The organism is Pseudomonas sp. N40(2020) (assembly GCF_014472415.1).
Lineage (GTDB): Bacteria > Pseudomonadota > Gammaproteobacteria > Pseudomonadales > Pseudomonadaceae > Aquipseudomonas.
In genome coordinates this window covers 34,481-56,909 of record NZ_JACSZV010000005.1, presented here as the reverse complement: position 1 = coordinate 56,909, position 22,429 = coordinate 34,481, and the positions used below count along the sequence as shown (strand labels likewise).

Annotated in this window: 18 protein-coding genes; 10 read left to right on the top strand and 8 right to left on the bottom strand. The window is 59.2% G+C overall.

Annotated features, from left to right (window positions below):
- The first annotated feature begins 193 nt into the window (after nucleotides 1–193).
- Together IAI51_RS05410 and IAI51_RS05405 are read left to right on the top strand one after the other, a co-directional pair.
- Nucleotides 194–814 (top strand): HAD family phosphatase, encoded by a 621-nt coding sequence (locus tag IAI51_RS05410; RefSeq protein WP_187677541.1) that lies wholly within the window; start codon nucleotides 194–196, stop codon nucleotides 812–814.
- A gap of 109 nt (nucleotides 815–923) precedes the next feature.
- On the top strand, nucleotides 924–1,187 hold the full coding sequence (locus IAI51_RS05405) for a DUF4404 family protein (RefSeq protein WP_187677540.1): 264 nt from the start codon (nucleotides 924–926) through the stop codon (nucleotides 1,185–1,187).
- Between the two features lie 65 nt (nucleotides 1,188–1,252).
- On the opposite strand, the gene queF is transcribed toward IAI51_RS05405, so the two are convergent.
- Both queF and IAI51_RS05395 read right to left on the bottom strand, forming a co-directional pair.
- Nucleotides 1,253–2,083, bottom strand: a complete 831-nt coding sequence (queF, locus tag IAI51_RS05400) for an NADPH-dependent 7-cyano-7-deazaguanine reductase QueF (RefSeq protein ID WP_187677539.1) — start codon at nucleotides 2,081–2,083, stop codon at nucleotides 1,253–1,255.
- A gap of 61 nt (nucleotides 2,084–2,144) precedes the next feature.
- Nucleotides 2,145–2,678, bottom strand: a complete 534-nt coding sequence (locus tag IAI51_RS05395) for a plastocyanin/azurin family copper-binding protein (RefSeq protein ID WP_187677538.1) — start codon at nucleotides 2,676–2,678, stop codon at nucleotides 2,145–2,147.
- Between the two features lie 169 nt (nucleotides 2,679–2,847).
- On the opposite strand from IAI51_RS05395, the gene IAI51_RS05390 reads away from it, so the two are divergent.
- The gene (locus IAI51_RS05390) at nucleotides 2,848–3,528 is read left to right on the top strand and encodes a heavy metal response regulator transcription factor (protein WP_187677537.1); all 681 of its coding nucleotides are present in this window, start codon (nucleotides 2,848–2,850) and stop codon (nucleotides 3,526–3,528) included.
- Nucleotides 3,528–4,877, top strand: coding sequence for a heavy metal sensor histidine kinase (locus IAI51_RS05385; protein ID WP_187677536.1), 1,350 nt, complete (start codon nucleotides 3,528–3,530; stop codon nucleotides 4,875–4,877). Before IAI51_RS05390 ends, IAI51_RS05385 begins: the two co-directional genes overlap by 1 nt.
- Before the next feature lie 53 nt (nucleotides 4,878–4,930).
- On the opposite strand, the gene IAI51_RS05380 is transcribed toward IAI51_RS05385, so the two are convergent.
- The 3 genes from IAI51_RS05380 to IAI51_RS05370 form a co-directional block, all read right to left on the bottom strand.
- On the bottom strand, nucleotides 4,931–6,175 hold the full coding sequence (locus IAI51_RS05380; protein ID WP_187677535.1) for a lipoprotein-releasing ABC transporter permease subunit: 1,245 nt from the start codon (nucleotides 6,173–6,175) through the stop codon (nucleotides 4,931–4,933).
- A 63-nt stretch (nucleotides 6,176–6,238) separates the two neighbouring features.
- Entirely contained in the window at nucleotides 6,239–6,922 is a 684-nt protein-coding gene (lolD, locus tag IAI51_RS05375; RefSeq protein ID WP_187677534.1) for a lipoprotein-releasing ABC transporter ATP-binding protein LolD, read from the bottom strand.
- Between the two features lie 7 nt (nucleotides 6,923–6,929).
- Nucleotides 6,930–8,180 (bottom strand): lipoprotein-releasing ABC transporter permease subunit, encoded by a 1,251-nt coding sequence (locus IAI51_RS05370; protein WP_187677533.1) that lies wholly within the window; start codon nucleotides 8,178–8,180, stop codon nucleotides 6,930–6,932.
- A 94-nt stretch (nucleotides 8,181–8,274) separates the two neighbouring features.
- On the opposite strand from IAI51_RS05370, the gene IAI51_RS05365 reads away from it, so the two are divergent.
- On the top strand, nucleotides 8,275–8,856 hold the full coding sequence (locus IAI51_RS05365; RefSeq protein WP_187677532.1) for a PilZ domain-containing protein: 582 nt from the start codon (nucleotides 8,275–8,277) through the stop codon (nucleotides 8,854–8,856).
- Nucleotides 8,857–8,870: 14 nt separating this feature from the next.
- Nucleotides 8,871–9,593 (top strand): glycerophosphodiester phosphodiesterase, encoded by a 723-nt coding sequence (locus IAI51_RS05360; protein WP_187677531.1) that lies wholly within the window; start codon nucleotides 8,871–8,873, stop codon nucleotides 9,591–9,593.
- Nucleotides 9,594–9,635: 42 nt separating this feature from the next.
- Here the strand turns inward: IAI51_RS05360 and sthA are convergent, their stop codons facing one another.
- Nucleotides 9,636–11,030, bottom strand: a complete 1,395-nt coding sequence (sthA, locus tag IAI51_RS05355; protein WP_007984277.1) for a Si-specific NAD(P)(+) transhydrogenase — start codon at nucleotides 11,028–11,030, stop codon at nucleotides 9,636–9,638.
- Nucleotides 11,031–11,227: 197 nt separating this feature from the next.
- Nucleotides 11,228–12,277, bottom strand: coding sequence for an FAD:protein FMN transferase (locus IAI51_RS05350; RefSeq protein WP_187677666.1), 1,050 nt, complete (start codon nucleotides 12,275–12,277; stop codon nucleotides 11,228–11,230).
- Nucleotides 12,278–12,330: 53 nt separating this feature from the next.
- Between IAI51_RS05350 and IAI51_RS05345 the strand changes: the two genes are divergently transcribed.
- Nucleotides 12,331–13,629, top strand: a complete 1,299-nt coding sequence (locus IAI51_RS05345; protein ID WP_187677530.1) for an MFS transporter — start codon at nucleotides 12,331–12,333, stop codon at nucleotides 13,627–13,629.
- Nucleotides 13,630–13,814: 185 nt separating this feature from the next.
- On the opposite strand, the gene IAI51_RS05340 is transcribed toward IAI51_RS05345, so the two are convergent.
- On the bottom strand, nucleotides 13,815–15,278 hold the full coding sequence (locus IAI51_RS05340) for a glyceraldehyde-3-phosphate dehydrogenase (protein WP_187677529.1): 1,464 nt from the start codon (nucleotides 15,276–15,278) through the stop codon (nucleotides 13,815–13,817).
- 354 nt (nucleotides 15,279–15,632) lie between these two features.
- Between IAI51_RS05340 and mfd the strand changes: the two genes are divergently transcribed.
- Genes mfd through IAI51_RS05325 form a run of 3 tightly spaced genes read left to right on the top strand, consistent with a single transcriptional unit; the run spans nucleotide 15,633 to nucleotide 22,362 of the window.
- Complete coding sequence (gene mfd / locus IAI51_RS05335) at nucleotides 15,633–19,082, top strand: transcription-repair coupling factor (protein WP_187677528.1); 3,450 nt, start codon at nucleotides 15,633–15,635, stop codon at nucleotides 19,080–19,082.
- Between the two features lie 11 nt (nucleotides 19,083–19,093).
- Nucleotides 19,094–19,660: a CsiV family protein gene (locus tag IAI51_RS05330; RefSeq protein WP_187677527.1), complete on the top strand. Its 567-nt coding sequence runs from the start codon at nucleotides 19,094–19,096 to the stop codon at nucleotides 19,658–19,660.
- 11 nt (nucleotides 19,661–19,671) lie between these two features.
- A complete protein-coding gene (locus IAI51_RS05325; protein WP_187677526.1) occupies nucleotides 19,672–22,362 on the top strand; it encodes a DEAD/DEAH box helicase in 2,691 nt (896 codons plus the stop codon).
- The last annotated feature ends 67 nt before the right edge of the window (nucleotides 22,363–22,429 follow it).

The following is a 22,429-nucleotide window of genomic DNA, read 5'->3' as shown; positions in this document are numbered from 1 at the left end:
AACTCCTTGGATTTGTACTGGCGCGGGCATCGAGGGCCTGGGCGTTAAGAGCGCTAGTATAAGCGTAAAAGGTCTTTTGGGCAGTCCGCGAATAAAGGCATCTGTGAGACGTCTCCTACGTCGCCTTTCACACAGTTGTCATCCAACTGTCACCGGCACGCCCTAGCCTGATCGTTATTTCAGGGACGTTACCATGTCACACGCCGAAACCTTGCCCCTCGCTGCTCCCGGACTGACTGCCGTGCTGTTCGGCCTCAGCGGCTGTCTGGTGGATTTCGGTGCCCGCGCCCGACAAGGCTGTGTCGCCCTGCCCGAACATGCCGATGCCACACTCGGCGCGCTGGACAGCCTGCTCGGTTTGCAGCGCCAGCAGATTCCGTGCGCCTGGCTTGATGAGTTGCCCCCGGCCCTTGCACAACCGCTGTCGGCTTCGTTGCCGGCGTGGATCAAGCCCGCGCAACATTCTGCAACAGTGCATCCGTGGCCTGCTCCCAACGCCTGCTGGCAAGCGCTGATGAGCTTGAACGTCGCCAGTCTCGACGGCTGCGTGCTGGTCAGCGGTGAACCACGATTGCTGCAATCGGGATTGAATGCCGGGTTATGGACAATCGGGCTCGCCTCCTGCGGTTCGCTGTGCGGCCTCGCGCCGGGCGAATGGCAGGCCCTGAGCCAGAGGGAGCGCGAACAACTGCGCGGCAAGGCGACTGTGCAGTTGTTCGGACTCGGCGTGCACTCGGTGATCGATCATCTGGGCGAGCTCGAAACCTGCTTGGCGGACATCAGCCTGCGCCGCCTCAAAGGCGAAAAGCCCTGATCGGGATCATGCAGGGTGGTCGAGAGTGGATTAATCTAAAGGTCAGCCATAGACCTTTGGCGCGCGGCTGCGGTCAATGCCAGTGCCTCTCGATAAAAAGGAAAACACCATGCCCGCTCAAGAATTGCAGAAACAGCTAGATACCCTGCGCGAGCAGTTGGAACAGAATCCGCCACTGACTGAAGCCGAACGGGAAGATCTGCATACGCTGATGCAGCAGATCGAGTTGGAGCTTGAACTCGAAACCAAGACCCAGGATGCCAGCCTCGCTGATGGCGTGAACCTGGCCGTCGAACGCTTTGAAGTCGAACACCCTGCCATTGCTGGCACGCTGCGCAACATCATCAATACACTGGGCAGCATGGGGATCTGATTCCCGCCGAAACGCAAAAAGCCCTGCCATCACTGACAGGGCTTTTTCATTTCTGCCTGTAGGTCTTACTGGCGAACCAGACGATGGTTCGGCAGTTGCAAACTCTCAGTGCTGCGATACGGGTTAATATCCAGCCCGCCACGACGCACATACCGCGCAAACACCGTCAACTTCTCCGGTTTCAGCAACCGTTGCAGATCGAGGAAGATCCGCTCGACACACTGCTCATGGAAGTCCGAGTGCTGGCGGAAACTGACGATGTACTCCAGCAGACTGGCATGATCCAGCGCCGCGCCGCGATATTCCACCACGACACTGCCCCAGTCCGGCTGACTGGTCACCGGGCAGTTGGATTTGAGCAAGTGGCTATGCACGCTCTCCTCCACAACCTTCGAATCATCACAACGCAGCAGTTCCGGACGCGGATGCTCGTAGTTGCTGACGCTGATATCCAGATCGTCGATGCACACACCCGGCAACGCCACGACACCTTCGGCTTCCACGTCTTTAAGACTGCGAACCCGCACGCCCACCGGTTTGCCGGCAGCGGCAGACAGATCCTTGACCAGCGTCGCTTCCAGGCTGGCAACGTCAGCGAACGGCGTCTGGTTCAGCGAATTCAGGTACAGCTTGAACGACTTCGATTCGATGATGTTCGGCGAATCCGCCGGAATGCTGAACTCGCCGATGGCCACCACCGGTTTGCCCGACGGCAACAGCCACGACAGTTCGAAGCAGTTCCAGAAGTCCACGCCCTTATAAGGCAGGGTATCGGCGGTCAGGCCCAACTCGGCCCATTTCGCGGTGCGCGGGATCGGGAAAAGCAGAGACGGTGTGTACGTGGCGATGTATTCGCTGGATTTGCCCAGCGGCGAATGTTCGGCTGCGGGATGCATGGCGGAAACCTGACTGAATAATCAGCGGATTCTACCAGCCTTTGCCCGCGCCTTTGAGTGCTTACTGACTGACAGTCAGTTTGCCGACCATGCCCGCCTGATAATGACCGGGGATATTGCAGGCAAATTCCAGGCTGGTGGCTTTACTGAAGGTCCAGATCAGCTCGGCGGTTTTGCCCGGCTCGACCAACACACTGTTCGGGTCGTCATGCTTCATGCCATGGCCCATCGCAGCGTGGTCCATGCCCGCCATATTGTGGGACATTTCTTTCATACCGGTAGGCGTGAGCATGCCACTTTGCTGCATCTGCAACATTTCCTGCTGATGCTCGGCGTGCATCGCCGCGTCACCGAGGTTGAATTCGTGTAGCAATTGACCTTTATTCACCAGCACAAAGCGAACGGTCTCACCGGCCTTGATCTGAATGGTTTTCGGATCGAACGACATGTCGCCCATCACCACTTCGATGCTGCGCGTGGCGTTGGCCGCAGGCGCCGATTGGCCAAAGTCGTAGGTGTGTGCCGGCCCTGCCCAAACAGGCGAGCTCAGCGCCAGCAAACACGCGGCCAAGGCCAAAGGTTTACGCAAAAACATAGTCGTACTCCCACAAGATAAGGTTCAGCCTGTGGGAAACTCTAGCGCGCCTGCGCTGGCATCTACCTGACAGGCAGATTACAACTTTGTCAGGTTGGCATTTGTCGCCTGCTCTCACGTTATAAAGCCTGAGTTCCTAAAATCCGAGTTCCTACACACCGAGTCGCCCATGAAACTGTTGATCGTCGAAGACCAAGCGAAAACCGGCCAATACCTGCGTCAGGGCCTGACCGAGGCCGGTTTCAACACCGAACTGGTGGCCGACGGCGACAGCGGCCAGCAATTGGCCCTGAGCGGTGATTACGCACTGTTGATCCTCGACGTGATGCTGCCAGGACGCAATGGCTGGCAGATCCTGCAAGCGGTGCGCAGTGCCGGGCTCGATACGCCGGTACTTTTTCTGACGGCCAAAGACACAGTGGAGGACAGAGTGCACGGCCTCGAACTCGGTGCCGACGACTATCTGGTCAAACCTTTCGCCTTCTCCGAACTGCTGGCCCGGGTGCGCAGCCTGTTGCGCCGTGGCAGCGCCGTTGCTGTGGAAACCAGCCTGCAACTGGCCGACCTGCGTCTTGATCTGATTCGACGCCGGGTCGAACGCAGTGGCCAGCGCATCGACCTGACTGCCAAGGAGTTCGCCCTGCTGGAGATGCTTCTGCGCCGCCAGGGCGAAGTGCTGCCTAAATCGCTGATCGCCTCGCAAGTCTGGGACATGAATTTCGACAGTGACACCAATGTCATCGAAGTAGCCATCCGCCGACTGCGCCTGAAGATCGACGACGAATTCCCCAACAAACTGATCCACACCGTGCGAGGCATGGGTTACGTGCTTGAAGAGCGCTCAGCCTGATGCGCCGGTTGTCCCTGAGTTCGCGCCTGGCCTTGTTGTTTGCCGCTTGTACCGCCGTGGTTTCGCTGTTTGCCGGGGTGCTGTTCAATCGTGCCAGCGAGGCGCACTTCATCGAACTCGACCAGCAACAACTGGACAGCAAACTGATCGGCCTGCGCCGGGCCCTGCAGGATGTTCAGCCCAGTGAAAGCCAGGCACGACTGGCCGATGAGCTGAGCCGGCAGGCTGATCTTTCCCTGCGTATCACCGGGGCCCAGGGGCAGCTCTGGTTCGACAGTTCGCCCCGCATACCGCAAGACTTGCCGCGAAAAAATGGTCTGTCGACCATCAGCGATGACGGCGCCGACTACCGCGTTCTCAACGCCCCGCTCTACCCGGATAAAACCGACTCGCCACAATTGACGCTGTTACTGGACATCACTCATCACCAACACTTCCTGCAACGTATGCAGCATTTGATCTGGCTGACCGTCGGATTGTCAGCACTGGCCACCGCGCTGCTGGGCGCTTGGGCAGCACGCAGCGGTTTACGACCGTTGCGGCGCATGAGCGCAGTAGCCCGTGGGATTTCGGCGCAGTCGCTCAATGCCCGACTGCCGGAAGCGCAAATGCCGCCAGAGCTTGCGGAAATGGCCCACAGCTTCAACGCCATGCTCGGACGCCTCGACGACTCGTTTCAGCGGCTTTCGGCGTTTTCGGCCGACATCGCCCATGAACTGCGCACGCCGTTGTCGAATCTGCTGACCCACACCCAAGTCACCCTCACCCGCCCACGGCCGATTGAGGATTACCGCGAAGCGCTGCACAGCAATCTCGAAGAACTGCAATGGATGGCGCAACTGGTCAACGACATGTTGTACCTGGCCAAGGCCGATCACGGTTTGTTAATGCCCAAGCGTGAGCCATTGGAGTTGGCGGACGAAGCGGAGGCGCTGATAGAGTTTTTTGCGCCCTTGGCTGAGGACGCAGGGGTGACACTGACTCGTGAAGGGCATGCACGAATCGAAGGTGATCGCAGCATGTTGCGCCGGGCCTTGTCGAACTTGCTGGATAACGCGCTGCGGTTTACGCCAACTGAAGGTGTGGTGCGCTTATCAATCCTCGATCAAGCGAACGCAGTGCGAATATCCGTCGAGAACCGTGGTGAAGGGATTTCGGCAGACCAGTTACCGAGGTTGTTCGACCGGTTTTATCGGGCGGATCCGGCGCGGCAGGAAGGCAGCAGTGAACATGCGGGGTTGGGGCTGGCGATTACTCAATCGATTGTCCGGGCCCATGGTGGGCAGATTCATTGCGAATCGGCTGAGGGCTGGACGCGGTTTGTGATTGAGTTGCCTAAGGAAGATTGAGGCCTGTACTGCTGGCCTCATCGCGGGCTTGCCCGCGATGGCGTTTTCAGAGTTTACGAATATCTCAGCGCATGAGCAGGCTCGATCTTCGCCGCCCGCCACGCTGGATACACCGTCGCCAGGAAGCTCAGAATGAACCCGGCGGAGCAGATCAACAGCACATCCCCGCCCTGCAATTCCGACGGCAGATTGCTGACGAAATACACATCCGAACTGAAAATGTGCTGCCCGGTCACCCGCTCAACCCAGCCCACCAGTTCGCTGACATTCAGCGCCGCGATCACGCCCAGCACGCCGCCAATCAACGTCCCGACAATCCCGATCACCGTGCCCTGCACCATGAAAATCGCCATGATCTGCCGGGGTGTAGCGCCGATGGTACGCAGGATCGCGATGTCCGCACCCTTGTCGTTTACCACCATGATCAAGGTCGCGATGATGTTGAACGCCGCCACCGCGACGATCATCAGCAACAGCAGACCGATCATGGTTTTTTCCATTTTCATGGCGCTGAACAGACTGCCCTGAGTGTGGGTCCAGTCGTCAGCCTTAAAGTCGGCACCGAGGCCGGCGGCGATGTCCGAGGAGACTTTCGGCGCGGCATACAGGTCTTTCACCGCCAGACGCACGCTCTGCACCTGATTCGGTTCCCAATGCTGCATCGTCGCAGCATCGGCCATATGGATCAGGCCCATCGAGCCGTCCAGCTCAGCGCCGACCTTGAACACGCCGACCACGTTCAGGCGCTGCATGCGCGGCGTGATGCCGCCCGGCGCGGTGCTGACTTCCGGTACGATCAGAGTGATTTTGTCACCGACATTCAGACGGAAACGACGCGCGGTGATTTCACCGATCACCACGCCGAATTCGCCCGGCTTCAGAGCATCGAGACGCCCCTGAACGATGTGCTGGGCAACAATCGACACCTTGCCTTCCTGGGCCGGATCGATGCCGCTGATCTGGATCGGCTGCATCAGGCCTTTGTAGGAGAGCATGCCTTCCATTTCCGTGAACGGCACGGCGGCGGTGACTTCTGGGTTTTTCATGGCAGCGGCAGCCACGGGCTGCCAGTCATCAATCGGTTTGACGCCGACGATGGTCGCGTGCGGCACCATACCGAGGATGCGCGAGCTCATTTCACGCTGGAAGCCGTTCATCACAGACAACACCACGATCATCGCCAAAACGCCGAAGGCGAGGCCGATCATCGAGGTCATCGAAATGAACGAAACAAAGCGATTGCGGCGCTTGGCGCGGGTATAGCGCGTGCCGATAAAGATCGATAACGGTCTGAACATTCGCTGGGGCACCGTATAAAAATAAAAGACCCGACGCCTTTCCAGACGTCGGGTTTCAACCAATCAGATGGGCGTCAGGCAACCTTCCTGCAAGTGCAGGACGCGATCCATCTGGCGAGCCAGGTTCATGTCGTGAGTCACCACCAGGAACGCCGTGCGCATCGAGGTGCTGAGTTCCAGCATCAAATCCTGAATGCCCTGGGCGGTGTGGGAGTCGAGGTTGCCGGTCGGCTCATCGAGCATCACCAGACCTGGCTTGTTCACCAGGGCGCGGGCGATGGCCACACGCTGACGTTCACCACCGGACAGTTCCGCCGGCTTGTGCTCCAGGCGATGGCCCAGCCCCACCCGCTCCAGCAATGCCGTGGCGCGCTGACGGGCTTCCGGGATCGGCGTCGTGCCGATCAGCAGCGGCATGCAGACGTTTTCCAGCGCAGTGAATTCCGGCAGCAGGTGGTGGAATTGGTAAACGAAACCCAGCGCGCGGTTACGCAGCAGACCACGTTTCTTCTCGCTCAGGGCCGACAGCTCTTCACCGTCAAGCCAGACGCTGCCCTTGGTTGGCGTATCGAGGCCGCCCAACAGGTTGAGCAAAGTACTTTTGCCCGATCCCGAGGTGCCGACGATCGCCACACGCTCGCCCGGGTGCAACTCCAGTTGCAGACCGGCCAGCACTTGCACCGACTCCGGGCCTTCCTCGTAGGATTTGCCCAGGTTGCGGCAGCTCAAGATTGCTTTTTCACTCATGCCCGACTCACTCATAACGTAGCGCCTCCGCCGGCTGGGTGCGCGCGGCACGCCAGGCGGGATACAGGGTGGCGAGGAAACTCAAGATCAACGCAGCCGCGCAAACCATGACCACATCCTGGCTCTGCACCTGCGACGGAAGATAATCAATGAAATACACGTCGGCATTAAGGAATTTGTGGCCGATCAGCCCTTCGAGAGCCGAAATCGCCGCGCTGACGTTGAGCGCAGCGAGGATCCCGAGCACAGCGCCAATGGCTGTCCCGACTACGCCGATGACCGTGCCTTGCACCATGAACGTGCGCATGATCGTCCCAGGCGTGGCGCCGAGGGTGCGCAGAATGGCGATGTCGCCCTTCTTGTCGTTCACCACCATCACCAGCGTGGAAATGATGTTGAACGCCGCCACCGCAACGATCAGCAGCAACAACAGACCGATCATGGCTTTCTCCATGCGGATGGCCTGATACAGGTTGCCGTGGGTACGGGTCCAGTCGCGGGCGTAGTAATGGTCTTCGCCGAGCTGCTGGGCGATATTCCAGGCTAAGCGTGGTGCCTGAAACAGATCATCGAATTTCAAACGGATGCCCTGCACCTGATCAGGCTTCCAGCGATGCATTTTCGCCAGATCCTGCAGGTTGGTGACGCCCAGATAACCGTCGAGCTCGCCGGCGCCGACATGGAAAATGCCGACCACGGTGAAGCGCTTCATGCGCGGGAACATCCCGGCCGGGGTCACACTGACCTCCGGTGCGACAAAGGTGATCTTGTCACCGATGCCCACGCCCAGCTTGGTCGCGGCCTTGTCGCCAATCACGATGCCGAAGCTGCCCGGCGTCAAATCGTCGAGTTTGCCCTGCTTCATGAAGTTGTCGATGATCGACACATTGCGCTCAAGCGCAGGGTCGATGGCGTTGAGCAACACCTTGGACACCTGACCGTTGTTGGTCAGCAGGCCCTGCATCTGGGTGAACGGCGCAACCGCCGTCACCTGCGGGTTCTGCTTGACCCGGGTGGCCAGGCTTTGCCAATCGTTGATCGGCTCAGTGGACTCGATGGTCGCGTGGGGCACCATGCCCAGCACACGGGTGCGCATCTCATGATCGAAGCCATTCATCACCGAAAGCACGACGATCATTACGACCACGCCAAGGGCGAGCCCGATCATCGAAGTCAGGGAAATGAATGACACAAAATGATTGCGACGCTTTGCACGGGTATAACGCGTGCCGATAAATACGAAGAGAGGTCTGAACATGTCGGGGCTTGTTCGGAGGGAAAAGGAACGTCCTTGTGGCGGGGGTCGATAACCAGCTTTACACTCAGACCACCGCCGCTACCATGGGTTCGCCATGTCGACATTAGATGAAGAAGATCGCCGCGAATACTACCGTATCGAGGACACGATCGCACTGGAAATTCGGCCCCTGTCCGCTCCCGAAGCCGCAGGCCAGGAAGTGTTGCAGGATGCTTCCCCACTCTTCAACCTGCTCAGCGAACTGCACCTGAGCGAATTCGAGTCGCAGCACCTGTTGCGCCAGATCAGCGAGCGCGACCGGGCCATCGCTGCGTTCCTGAAATCCCAGAACAAACGCATCGACCTGCTGAGCCAGGTGGTCGCACTGACCGTGCTCGGCCATATCGGCGAGCCGCAACCGGTGATCATCTCCGAAGGCGGGATCGACTTTCAGTATCCGACGCCAATCGCTACCGAGGCGCATCTGTCGGTGAAACTGGTGCTGATGCCGCAAGCGCTGGGCCTGCTGTTGCGCGCACGCGTCACCCATTGCGACCGCAAGGGCGACGGCTATGACGTCGGCACCGAGTTCGAACACCTGACCGATGCCCAACGCCAACTGCTCGCTCGTTATATCTTGCAGAAGCAGGCCCAGGAACGACGTCTGGCCCGCGAACAGAACGAATCAGGCATTTAAATTAAGGAAGAACCGTGACCCTCATCTACGGCCACCGCGGCGCCAAGGGCGAAGCACCGGAAAATACCCTGAGCAGTTTTCAGGAATGTCTCAAGCACGGCGTGCGCCGCTGCGAACTTGACTTGCACCTGTCCAAGGACGGCGAGTTGATGGTCATCCACGACCCGACCCTCAAACGCACCACCGAGCGTCGCGGCAAAGTCGTCGAGCACAGCGCCGCCGAACTGGTGACGTACGACGCGCGCAAGGGCGGCCCGGGCTGGATCAAGCCGTGCCCGATTCCGACGCTGGAAGAGCTGTTCGAAAAGTGTAATTTCGAGCACTGGCAGCTTGAAGTGAAAAGCGCCTCACGCACCCGCGCCGCAACCACGGTGCTGGCAATTCGTGAAATGGCTCAGCGCCACGGTCTGCTGGACAAGGTGACGATCACCTCGAGTTCGCGCGAAGTGCTGAAAGCGGCGCTGGATCTGGTGCCGGACGTGTCGCGCGGACTGGTAGCCGAGTACGCCTGGCTCGACCCGTTGAAGGTCGCCCAGAGCTATGGTTGTGAGATTCTTGCGTTGAACTGGACGCTGTGTACGCCGGAACGCCTGCAAAAGGCGCAGCGTCAGGGGCTGCATGTGTCTGTGTGGACCGTCAACGAGCCTGCACTGATGCGCAGACTCGCCGACTTCGGCGTTGACAGCCTGATTACAGACTTTCCCGGTTTGGCCACTGCCACTCTCGAGAATTGCTGAAATCGGTCTCCCCGGCCGGCTCAGGCCACCGGCCGGAGCCCGTCAAAAAAGCCGGTTGAGGCCATCGTACGCCGCTACCCGATAGGCTTCGGCCATGGTCGGGTAGTTGAATGTCGTGTTGACGAAGTATTTCAGAGTGTTCAACTCGCCCGGCTGATTCATGATCGCCTGACCGATGTGCACGATCTCCGACGCCTGATAACCGAAGCAGTGAACGCCCAGCACTTCCAGGGTTTCACGGTGGAACAGGATCTTCAGCATGCCTTGCGGCTCGCCGGCAATCTGCGCCCGCGCCATGCTCTTGAAGAATGCCTTGCCGACTTCGTACGGCACTTTGGCCTGGGTCAGTTCCTGTTCGTTCTTGCCGATCGAGCTGATCTCCGGAATGGTGTAGATGCCGGTCGGCACGTCATTCACAAAGCGCCAGCTACCGTTATCAACGATGCTGCCAGCAGCCGAACGGCCTTGGTCGTGCGCGGCACTGGCCAGGCTCGGCCAGCCGATCACGTCGCCAGCACCGTAGATGTTCGGCACGCAGGTGCGGTAAGCCTCGTCGACTTCGATCTGGCCACGGCTGTTGACCTTGACGCCGATGTTTTCCAGACCTAACTGATCAGTGTTACCGGTACGGCCGTTGCACCAGAGCAAGGCATCTGCCTTGATCTTCTTGCCGGACTTGAGATGCAGGATCACCCCGTTGTCCACGCCTTCGACACGATCGTAGTCTTCGTTGTGGCGCACGGTGATGTTGTTGTTGCTGAAGTGGTAGCTCAACGCCTGGGAGATTTCCGAGTCGAGGAAGCTCAGCAACTGACCGCGGTTATCCACCAGTTCAACCAGTACACCCAGACCGCTGAAGATCGAGGCGTATTCGCAACCGATCACGCCGGCGCCGTAAACGATCAATTTGCGCGGGGTGTGGCCGAGGCTGAGGATGGTGTCGCTATCGTAGATACGCGGATGGTGGAAATCGATGTCCGCCGGGCGATACGGGCGCGAACCGGTGGCGATGATGATGTGCTTGGCCACCAGCTTCTCGACCACGCCGTTGGCGCAGACCACTTCGATGGTTTGCTCATCGGCGAAGCTGCCGGTGCCGAAGAACACGTCGACGCGGTTACGGGCGTAGTAGCCGGTGCGCGAGGCGACTTGTTTGGAGATGACTTTCTCGGCGCTTTTCAACACGTCCGGGAAGGAGAACCAGCGTGGCTCGCCGATGGCCCGGAACATCGGGTTGGTGTTGAACTGCATGATCTGCCGCACCGAGTGACGCAGTGCCTTGGACGGGATGGTACCGAGGTGGGTGCAGTTGCCGCCGACCTGACGACGGCTGTCGACCATCGCGACCTTGCGCCCTGCTTTGGCGGCGTTCATTGCCGCGCCTTCTCCCGCCGGGCCGGAACCCAGCACCACCACGTCGTAGTTGTAGACAGCCATGCGTACTCCTCAGAACAGGCCGCGGTGCCAGCAGCACCTGCGGCTAAATCACGCCGAACGGCGGCGCGAAGGAACAATTGGGGGCCAGTGATGAGCCCGGACACAGTCTATAGAAGCGTCAACGCCGCGCACATTAACCCTTGGTCGCGTCGTAGGCTACTTTTGCCTGCACTACAACGCCAGCTTTCGTATTGTCCTCAGTCAGTTTTTACGCCACTGAACCGCTCGAAAGCCTTGCTGGTGCGGATAACAAAACCTGTATCGGCACGAATCACAAAGAATGCACCAATGTCGTGTTCTTCGGCATAGTCCCAAGCCCTTTCAGGCCCGAGAATCAGCAACAGCGTCGATAGTCCATCGGCCATCAACGCTGAAGGATGAATCACCGTGACTGACGCAAGATCATGTAGGACAGGTGCGCCGCTACGCACATCGAATGTGTGGGAATAGCGCCGGCCATCTTGCAGGAAATAGTTGCGGTAATCGCCGGAGGTGGAAACGCCGTAGCCATCGACATTGATGATGCGCTCGGCGACTTGCTGATCATCGCGGGGCTCTTCCAAGGCAATGCGCCATGATGAGCCATCGAGTTTTTTGCCCTTGGCCTTGAGCTCTCCCGTGGCTTCGGCGAGGTAATCGTGGATACCCATGGCGTCGAGTCGTGCGGCAATCCTATCGACGGCATAACCGGCGGCAATGCTGTTGAAGTCGACTTCGACCGCGGCGTCCTTGCACAACTGATCGCCATCGATTCGCAGATGCTGATGACCGACCCGTTGCAGCACCTCGGTTAATGCAGCAGCACTTGGGACTTTTTCTTCGCGACCTTGCGGGCCGAAGCCCCAGAGATTCATCAGCGGTTCGACGGTGAGGTCGTAGGAACCTTCGCTTTGCTCTGACAGCTGTTCACCGATCCGAACCAATTCGAGTACGGAAGCGGGCATCTTCTGACAACTGTTGGCGGGCAATGCGTTGAATTGCTCGATGTCCGAGTCACCGCGATAAGTGGACATATGCCGATCGACTTCGGCGAGGATGCCCTCCACTTCGCGGCGAACTTGTGCAGGATCGGCAAGACCTGCATGACGTACGTATTTGATCGAATACGTGCTGCCCATGGTTGGACCGCCAACGCTCTCCATGGAATCGCCATTGCCGCAGCCGGACAAGACGACCGCCAACACCACAACCCCCTGCCACCGTCCAGTTAACAATTCTTCATCTCCCCGCAAAAGCACGCCGGCCATTATGGGATACGAGCGAAACGCTTTCTTACAAGATTTAAAGTGAGTATCCAGAAATGTCTTCAACGACCGGCAAAGGCAAGGCGATTTTTCGCGTTGTCAGCGGCAATTTTCTCGAAATGTTCGACTTCATGGTCTACGGCTTCTACGCCACGGCGATCGCCAAGACCTTCTTCCCGACCGACAGCGCCTTCGCCTCCCTGATGCTTTCGCTGGCAACCTTCGGTGCCGGTTTCCTGATGCGCCCACTCGGCGCAATCTTTCTGGGCGCCTACATTGACCGCCATGGCCGTCGCAAGGGCCTGATCATCACTCTGGCGATGATGGCCGCCGGCACCGTGTTGATTGCCTGCGTCCCCGGCTACGCGACGCTCGGTGTCGCCGCACCCTTGCTGGTGTTGCTTGGCCGCTTGCTGCAAGGGTTCTCGGCGGGGGTTGAACTGGGCGGCGTCTCGGTTTATCTGGCGGAAATTTCCACGCCGGGCCGCAAAGGCTTTTTTGTCAGTTGGCAGTCCGCCAGCCAACAAGCGGCCGTGGTGTTCGCCGGCCTGCTCGGCGTCGGTCTCAACCACTGGCTGAGCCCGGAGCAAATGGGCGATTGGGGCTGGCGCGTGCCGTTTCTGATCGGCTGCATGATCGTGCCGGTGATCTTCGTGATTCGTCGCTCGCTGGAGGAAACCCCGGAATTCCAGGCGCGCAAACATCGCCCCACTCTGCAGGAAATCGTCCGCTCGATTGGCCAGAACTTCGGCATCGTGCTCGCCGGCATGGCGCTGGTGGTGATGACCACGGTGTCGTTCTACCTGATCACTGCCTACACCCCGACTTTCGGCAAGTCTGAACTGCATTTATCGGATCTGGATGCGTTGCTGGTGACGGTGTGCATCGGCCTCTCGAACTTCTTCTGGCTGCCGGTGATGGGTGCGGTGTCTGACAAGATCGGACGCAAACCCCTACTGCTGGCGGCGACGATCCTGGCGATTCTGACCGCTTACCCTGCCCTTTCGTGGCTGGTGGCGAATCCGAGCTTCAGCCATTTGCTGATCGTGGAGCTGTGGCTGTCTTTCCTGTACGGCTCGTACAACGGCGCGATGGTGGTGGCGCTGACCGAGATCATGCCGGTAGAAGTGCGTACAACCGGGTTCTCGCTGGCCTACAGCCTGGCGACTGCGACCTTCGGCGGTTTTACACCGGCAGCGTGTACTTATCTGATTCATGTGCTGGGCAACAAGGCTGCGCCGGGGATCTGGCTCAGCGGTGCGGCGGTATTGGGGTTGATTGCGACGCTGGTGTTGTTCCGGGGCAACAAGCATGAACTGCGTACTGCGCAAGCGGCTGTGGTTGGTCGCGCCTGACAGGACGCCATCGCTGGCAAGCCAGCTCCCACAAGGGTTTCGGGTGTAAATGCGATTGTGCAAGCTCTCAAGAAACCTGTGGGAGCTGGCTTGCCAGCGATGATGCCGGTACAGGCAACAGAGATTTACCAGGCATAAAAAAACGCCCCGACCAAAGTCGGGGCGTTTTCATTTGCAGCTAAGGCTTAGCGCGGGAATGCTGGCGGGTTTACACCGGCCATGTCTTCCATCACGCGAACAACCTGGCAGCTGTAGCCGAACTCGTTGTCGTACCAGACGTAAAGAACAACGCGGTTGTCCTGAACGATGGTCGCTTCAGCGTCGACCACACCGGCGTGGCGCGAGCCAACGAAGTCGGTGGATACCACTTCCTGCGAATTGACGAAGTCGATTTGCTTGTGCAGATCGGAGTGCAGTGCCATGTAGCGCAGGTACTCGTTCATCTCTTCACGGGTAGCGGCTTTCTCAAGGTTCAGGTTGAGAATGGCCATCGACACGTTCGGCGTCGGAACACGGATCGCGTTACCGGTCAGCTTGCCGGCCAGCTCCGGCAGAGCCTTGGCAGCAGCGGTGGCAGCACCGGTCTCGGTGATTACCATGTTCAGCGCAGCGGAACGACCACGGCGATCGCCCTTGTGGAAGTTGTCGATCAGGTTCTGGTCGTTGGTGTACGAGTGAACGGTTTCGACGTGACCGTTGATGATGCCGAACTTGTCATTCACAGCCTTCAGCACCGGCACGATGGCGTTGGTGGTGCAGGAAGCAGCGGACACGATCTTGTCGTCAGCGGTGATTTCACCGTGGTTGATGCCGTGAACGATGTTCTTCAGTTTGCCTTTGCCAGGCGCGGTCAGAACAACGCGGTCGATACCCGGGCACGCCAGGTGCTGACCCAGGCCATCAGCGTCACGCCATACACCGGTGTTGTCCACCAGCAGCGCGTCTTTGATGCCGTACTGGGTGTAATCCACCTCGGTCGGGTTCTTCGCGTAGATCACCTGAATCAGGTTACCGTTGGCGGTGATGGTGTTGTTTTCTTCGTCGATGGTGATGGTGCCGTTGAACGAACCATGTACCGAATCGCGGCGCAGCAGGCTGGCGCGCTTGGTCAGGTCGTTGTCGGCGCCTTTGCGCACCACGATGGCCCGCAGACGCAGACCGTCGCCACCACCGGTTTTCTCGATCAGGATGCGCGCCAGCAGACGGCCGATACGACCGAAGCCGTACAGTACAACGTCAGTGCCTTTGCGGGCCGAAGCGTTTTGCTGGCCAACCACGTCAGCCATTTCTTCGCGGACGAACTGCTCGGCAGTGCGGCCATTGGCTTCGTTGCGGAATTTGAACGCCAACTTGCCCAGATCCACCGAAGCCGCGCCGAGCTTGAGCTCGCTCATGGCTTTGAGCAGTGGGAATGTTTCGTGGACGGAGAGTTCGCTATCGTCGGAAGAACGATGGCGAGCAAAGCGGTGAGCTTTGAGAATCGCGATGACAGACTGGTTGATCAGGCTGCGGCCATAGATCGAGCTCACCACGTTGTTATTGCGGTAGAGCTGACCGATAAGCGGGATCATCGCTTCTGCGAGTGCTTCACGGTCGATCCATTCACCAAGACACTGGTCGGGCTTCTGAGTCACGGGAACCTTCCACATGTAGGGGCAGAAAAAAGGGGCTACATTATGCCGCCGCGAGCCTCTTGTAGCAATGCGCGCTTGTCGCGCAATCGGTAACAAAATTCCGTTCAAAAAAATTACGCCCCTCGCCAGCCCAGTAAAACCGGGGCCTCCAGCACAGTCAATTTTTCGACGACTGTTAGACGATGTCTGTAACCCTCCGTAACACCACCCCGTTTCGGCACTACATAACCCCAAAAAAAGTGCTCTTTTTTATGGTTACCACTACATTTTGCCGAAACAGTGAAGATAGACGCAGTCTGCAACTGACAGGCAGCATCGGACGCCGCTACAATTACCGACTTTGTCGCAACGCCTGGAGCTCAACCTTCCGTGCCTGTTCTGCGTCTACCGCTTCTCCCTGCCGAGGCAGGTAAACAGCACTGGGGCAATCTGCCCGGTGCCGCCCTGAGCCTGGCGATTGCCGAGGCTGCCAGCGCTGCCAAGCGCTTCACCCTGCTACTGACCGCCGACAGCCAGAGTGCCGAACGGCTGGAACAGGAGCTGAGTTTCTTCGCCCCGGATTTGCCCGTTCTGCATTTCCCCGACTGGGAAACCCTGCCGTACGACCTGTTTTCGCCGCACCAGGACATCATTTCCCAGCGCATCGCCAGCCTGTACAGGCTGCCGGAACTGGCGCATGGCGTGCTGGTGGTGCCGATTACCACGGCCCTGCATCGTCTGGCGCCGACCAAATTCCTGCTCGGCAGCAGCCTGGTACTGGACGTCGGCCAGAAGCTCGATGTCGAGCAAATGCGTTCGCGACTTGAAGCCAGCGGCTATCGCTACGTCGACACCGTCTATGAGCACGGTGAATTCACGGTTCGCGGCGCGCTGATCGATCTCTTCCCGATGGGCAGCAAGCTGCCGTATCGCATTGATCTGTTCGATGACGAAATCGAAACCCTGCGCACCTTCGATCCGGAAAACCAGCGTTCCATCGACAAGGTCGATTCGGTCAAGCTGCTGCCGGCACGTGAGTTCCCGCTGCAAAAAGATGCGGTCACTCGCTTCAAGGCGCGTTTCCGCGAGCGTTTTGACGTCGACTTCCGGCGCTGCCCGATCTTTCAGGATTTGAGCAGCGGTATCACCCCAGCCGGTATCGAGTACTACCTGCCGCTGTTCTTCGACGAAACCTCAACCCTGTTCGATTACTTGCCTCAGGACACGCAAGTGTTCTCGCTACCGGGCATCGAGCAAGCGGCAGAAAACTTCTGGAATGACGTGCGTAACCGTTATGAAGAACGCCGCGTCGATCCATCGCGTCCTCTATTGCCTCCTGCGGAATTGTTCCTGCCGGTGGAAGACTGCTTTGCACGACTCAAGAACTGGCCACGCGTAGTTGCCAGTCAGCAGGACGTGGAAACCGGGGTCGGCCGCGAACGCTTCCCGGCGCAGGCACTGCCGAACCTGGCAATCGAAGCCAAAGCCACACAACCGTTGGCGGCACTTTCGACCTTCCTCGACGAATTTCCCGGCCGCGTGTTGTTCACCGCCGAATCGGCGGGCCGTCGCGAAGTCCTGCTGGAGTTGCTCGAACGCTTGAAGCTGCGGCCGAAGACCGTCGACAGCTGGCCGGACTTCGTCGCGAGCAAGGATCGCCTGGCAATCACCATCGCCCCGCTCGACGAAGGCTTGATGCTCGACGATCCGGCGCTGGCACTGGTCGCGGAAAGTCCGCTGTTCGGTCAACGCGTGATGCAGCGTCGTCGCCGCGAGAAGCGTGCCGACGGTAACAACGATGCGGTGATCAAGAACCTCACCGAGCTGCGTGAAGGCGCACCGGTGGTGCACATTGACCACGGCGTCGGTCGTTATCTGGGCCTGACGATTCTGGAAATCGACAATCAGGCTGCCGAGTTCCTCACGCTCGAATACGCCGAGAACGCCAAACTCTACGTGCCGGTCGCCAACCTGCACTTGATCGCCCGTTACACCGGCAGTGACGATGCGCTGGCCCCGCTCCACCGCCTCGGCTCCGAGACCTGGCAGAAAGCCAAGCGCAAAGCCGCTGAACAGGTGCGTGACGTCGCCGCCGAACTGCTCGACATTTATGCCCGCCGCGCCGCTCGCGAAGGCTATGCGTTCGCCGACCCGAAGGCCGACTACGCAACGTTCAGCGCAGGCTTCCCGTTCGAAGAAACCCCGGACCAGCAGTCCACCATCGAAGCCGTGCGCGAAGACATGCTCGCGCCGAAACCGATGGATCGTCTGGTCTGCGGCGACGTTGGTTTCGGCAAGACCGAAGTGGCCATGCGTGCGGCGTTCATCGCCGTGCACGGCGGCCGCCAGGTGGCGATTCTGGTGCCGACCACCCTGCTCGCTCAGCAACACTACAACAGCTTCCGCGACCGCTTCGCCGACTGGCCGGTGACCGTGGAAGTGATGAGCCGCTTCAAATCGACCAAGGAAGTAAATGCTGCAATCGCTGATCTGGCAGAAGGCAAGATCGACATCGTCATCGGCACGCACAAGCTGCTTTCCGACGATGTGAAGATCAAAAACCTTGGCCTGGTAATCATCGACGAAGAACACCGCTTTGGTGTGCGCCAGAAAGAACAGCTCAAGGCCCTGCGCAGCGAAGTCGACATCCTCACCCTGACCGCTACGCCGATTCCGCGCACGCTGAACATGGCGGTGTCGGGCATGCGCGACCTGTCGATCATCGCTACGCCACCGGCCCGACGCCTGTCGGTGCGCACCTTCGTTATGGAACAGAACAAAAGCACGGTCAAAGAAGCCCTGCTCCGTGAACTGTTGCGTGGCGGTCAGGTTTACTACTTGCACAACGACGTGAAGACCATCGAGAAATGCGCCGCCGATTTGGCCGAACTGGTGCCGGAAGCGCGGATCGGCATCGGCCACGGGCAGATGCGCGAGCGCGAACTCGAACAGGTGATGAGCGACTTCTATCACAAGCGCTTCAACGTGCTGATCGCCTCGACCATCATCGAGACCGGCATCGACGTGCCGAGCGCCAACACCATTATCATCGAGCGCGCCGACAAGTTCGGCCTGGCGCAACTGCACCAGTTGCGCGGTCGCGTCGGTCGCAGTCACCACCAGGCTTATGCTTATCTGCTGACACCGCCGCGCCAGCAAATCACTTCGGACGCGGAAAAACGTCTGGAGGCGATCGCCAATACCCAGGATCTCGGCGCCGGTTTCGTGCTGGCCACCAACGATCTGGAAATCCGTGGCGCCGGAGAATTGCTTGGCGATGGCCAGAGCGGCCAGATTCAGGCTGTGGGCTTCACTTTGTATATGGAAATGCTCGAGCGCGCGGTGAAGTCAATCCGTAAGGGCGAGCAGCCGAACCTCGATCAACCGCTCGGCGGTGGCCCGGAGGTCAACCTGCGGGTTCCGGCACTGATTCCGGAAGACTATCTCCCGGACGTCCACGCCCGTCTGATCCTGTACAAGCGCATCGCCTCGGCCACCGATGAGGAAGGCCTGAAGGATCTGCAAGTGGAAATGATCGACCGCTTCGGCCTGCTGCCGGAACCGACCAAAAATCTGGTGCGCATCACGGCCTTGAAACTGCAGGCCGAACAGCTGGGCATCAAGAAGGTCGATGGCGGCCCGCAAGGTGGCCGCATCGAGTTCGCCGCGCAGACGCCGGTCGACCCGATGACCCTGATCAAGCTGATCCAGAGCCAGCCCAAACGCTACAAATTCGAAGGCGCCACGATGTTCAAGTTTCAGGTGCCGATGGAGCGCCCGGAAGAGCGCTTTAATACTGTAGAGGCGCTGTTCGAGCGCCTCATTCCGAAAACTGCTTGAAAGGACGCCGCATGCGCCTGTTTCGCTCACTGACTTTGCTACTGACTTTGGTAGCACCCACGGCATTTGCCGATGACACGTATCAGGTCGAAATGATTCTGGTCCGTCAGAACGCCGTACCGGCCATTGTCAGCCGCGCCGCGCCGGAAGACTGGGCCGCCGGCGCACAACGACTTGGCGATGAAACCAAGCGCACTCCCGCACTCGGTGAAGTTGCCGCAAAACTCACTGCCAGCGGGGAGTACAGCGTGTTGATGCACAAGGCTTGGCAGCAAACCCTCGGCGAGGCACCGGCGAAAGTAGCGGTCAGCGACGGCCAGGAACAGTTCGGCCAGTTCCCGATCGAGGGCACGCTTGAGATGAAACTCGGGCGTTTCACCGACGTGGCTGCCGACTTCTGGGTCAATCAGATCGACAGCAACGGTATGGTCACCGCCAGTGAGCGCCTGAAACAGGACAGCCACACCAAAAACGGCCAGCTCAATTATCTCGACAACGGCCACCTGGCCCTGCTGATCAAGATCACTTCCCTGACGGCGCCTGCGCCACGGGAAGCGCCTGAAGCCATTCCGGACTGACCGAAGTCCTTATGTCCGCGCCCCTGAGTAAACCGTTGGCACCCTCCTGGGTCAGCCGATTCAAGGAACAGAGCCTGGAGCGTGGCCGCCGCTACGCTTTGGAAAACCGGGTACGCATCGCCCAGGTCGGCGATGCGACCATTACAGCCAGTTGCGAAGGCTCTGGCGGTAACGTCTACCGTCAGACCATTCAACTGCGCGAATCGGCAAAAAGCACTTTGCTGCTCGTCGACGCGGCATGCACTTGCCCGGTTCGCAGCAACTGCAAGCACTGCGCAGCGGTGCTGCTGAAAATCCAGGAAACCCTCGACTACCCCGCCGCCGCCAAAGACGCCGAACTACTGGAAAAACTTCAGGCCGTGTTGGAAAACCGCAGCCCGAAAGCGCCGCCGCAGGTTTTGGTCGACAACGTGCAACCGATACCGCGCCTGTGGCTGGCCAGTGTCGAGTTCAGCGCTTTCGAGCCGCGCAACGGCAAGATGCAGCGCTACATTCAACATCGCGCGGCGCTGTCGTTCAGTTATCTGGACGAATACGTCAGCGGGCAGAAAAACAGCGACATCCTGATTCGTCAGGAAACCCAGACGCTGCGGATAAAACGCCATCCGGAAGTCGAACAGTCCTACCGCGAACAGTTACGAATCCTCGGTTTCCGCATCGCCACGCGCCAAAGCAAAGCACTCCCGGAAAGCGCCGGCGAACTCTACGAGATGGTCAATGACAGCGCATGGCTGACCTTTACCCTCAACGATCTGCCAAAGCTGCGCACGCAAGGCTGGGAATTGCAGATCGATGAGGAGTTCGGCTTCGACCTGACCGCAGTCGATGATTGGTACGCCACCGTCGAACAGGCACCGGAGCGCGACTGGTTTGATCTGGAACTGGGCATCATCGTCAACGGCGAGCGCCTGAGCCTGCTGCCGATTCTGCTCAATCTGATGCGCTCGCACGCCGAGATTCTCAATCCGGAACGCCTCGCGCGCCGGCGCGACGACGAGCTGATTCTGGTCAATGTCCCCCAACGCAATATCGAACACGGGCCGTTGCAGGTTGCGCTTCCGCTGGGCCGACTGAAACCGGTGCTGGCGACCCTGGGCGAGTTCTATCTGCAAGAGCCCGGCGAAACCACCCTGCGCCTGAGCAAGGCCGACGCCACACGCCTGAATTCGCTGGAAGGCATTCCGCTGCTTTGGGAAGGCGGCGAGCAGATCCGCACGTTCGCCCAGCGCCTGCGCGACATCCGTGATTTCAGCACAGAAGCGCCGGAAGGCCTGAACGCGACGCTGCGCCCCTATCAGCTTGAAGGTTTGAGCTGGATGCAATCGCTGCGGCAACTGGAAGTCGGCGGGATTCTCGCGGACGACATGGGCCTGGGCAAAACCCTACAGACTCTGGCGCATATTCTTAGCGAGAAAAATGCTGGACGCCTGGATCGGCCGTGCATGGTGGTGATGCCTACCAGCCTGATTCCGAACTGGCTCGATGAAGCGGCGCACTTTACGCCGCAACTGAAAGTCGTGGCGCTGTATGGCGCCAGCCGCAAGAAGCACTTCGAGCATTTGGCCGACTTCGACTTGATCCTCACCACCTACGCGCTGCTGCCCAAGGACGTCGAGATTCTGGCCAAACAGCCGCTGCATGTGTTGGTGCTGGATGAAGCGCAATACATCAAGAACCCGAACAGCAAAGCCGCTCAAGCGGCCCGCGATTTGAATGCGCGCCAGCGCCTGTGCCTGAGCGGTACGCCACTGGAGAATCACCTCGGCGAACTGTGGTCGCTGTTTCACTTTCTGCTGCCCGGCTGGCTCGGTGACGTCAAAAGCTTCAACGCCGATTACCGAGTGCCGATTGAAAAGCGCGGCAGTGAAGTCAGACTTCAGCACCTCAACGGTCGGATAAAACCATTTCTGCTGCGCCGCACCAAAGAGCAGGTGGCCACCGAACTGCCGCCGAAGACTGAAATCATCCATTGGGTCGATCTCAACGAAGCCCAACGCGACGTGTACGAAACCATGCGTTTGGCCATGGACAAGAAAGTTCGCGACGAGATCACGCGCAAAGGAGTGGCGCGCAGCCAGATCATCATTCTTGAGGCGTTGCTCAAGTTGCGTCAGGTCTGCTGCGATTTGCGCCTGGTCAACGACGCCTCCCTGCCTGCCCGCGGCAGCACCTCGGGCAAGCTCGACAGCCTGATGGAAATGCTTGAGGAGTTGTTCGAAGAGGGTCGGCGGATTCTGCTGTTTTCGCAGTTCACTTCGATGCTGTCACTGATCGAGAACGAGTTGAAAAAACGCAATGTCGCTTACGCCTTATTGACCGGCCAAACCCGGGATAGGCGCACGCCGGTGAAGGAATTTCAGAGCGGCAAGCGTCAGATCTTTCTGATCAGCCTGAAAGCCGGCGGCGTAGGTCTGAACCTGACCGAAGCGGATACGGTGATTCACTACGATCCGTGGTGGAACCCGGCGACCGAGAATCAAGCGACTGACCGCGCGTACCGGATCGGCCAGGAGAAACCGGTGTTCGTCTACAAGATGATTGCCCGGGGCACGGTCGAAGAGAAGATTCAGCATCTGCAGAAGGAAAAGTCCGACTTGGCTGCGGGCGTTCTGGATGGACGCAAGGCTGGCGACTGGAAATTGCAGAATGACGATATTGAAGCGTTGTTTGCGCCGTTGCCGGATAAGCTCGACAAGCGCTGAGATCTTTGTCGCCTGTTAGATAGCTATCGCTGGCAAGCCAGCGATGGGGCCATCAAATATTGGTATC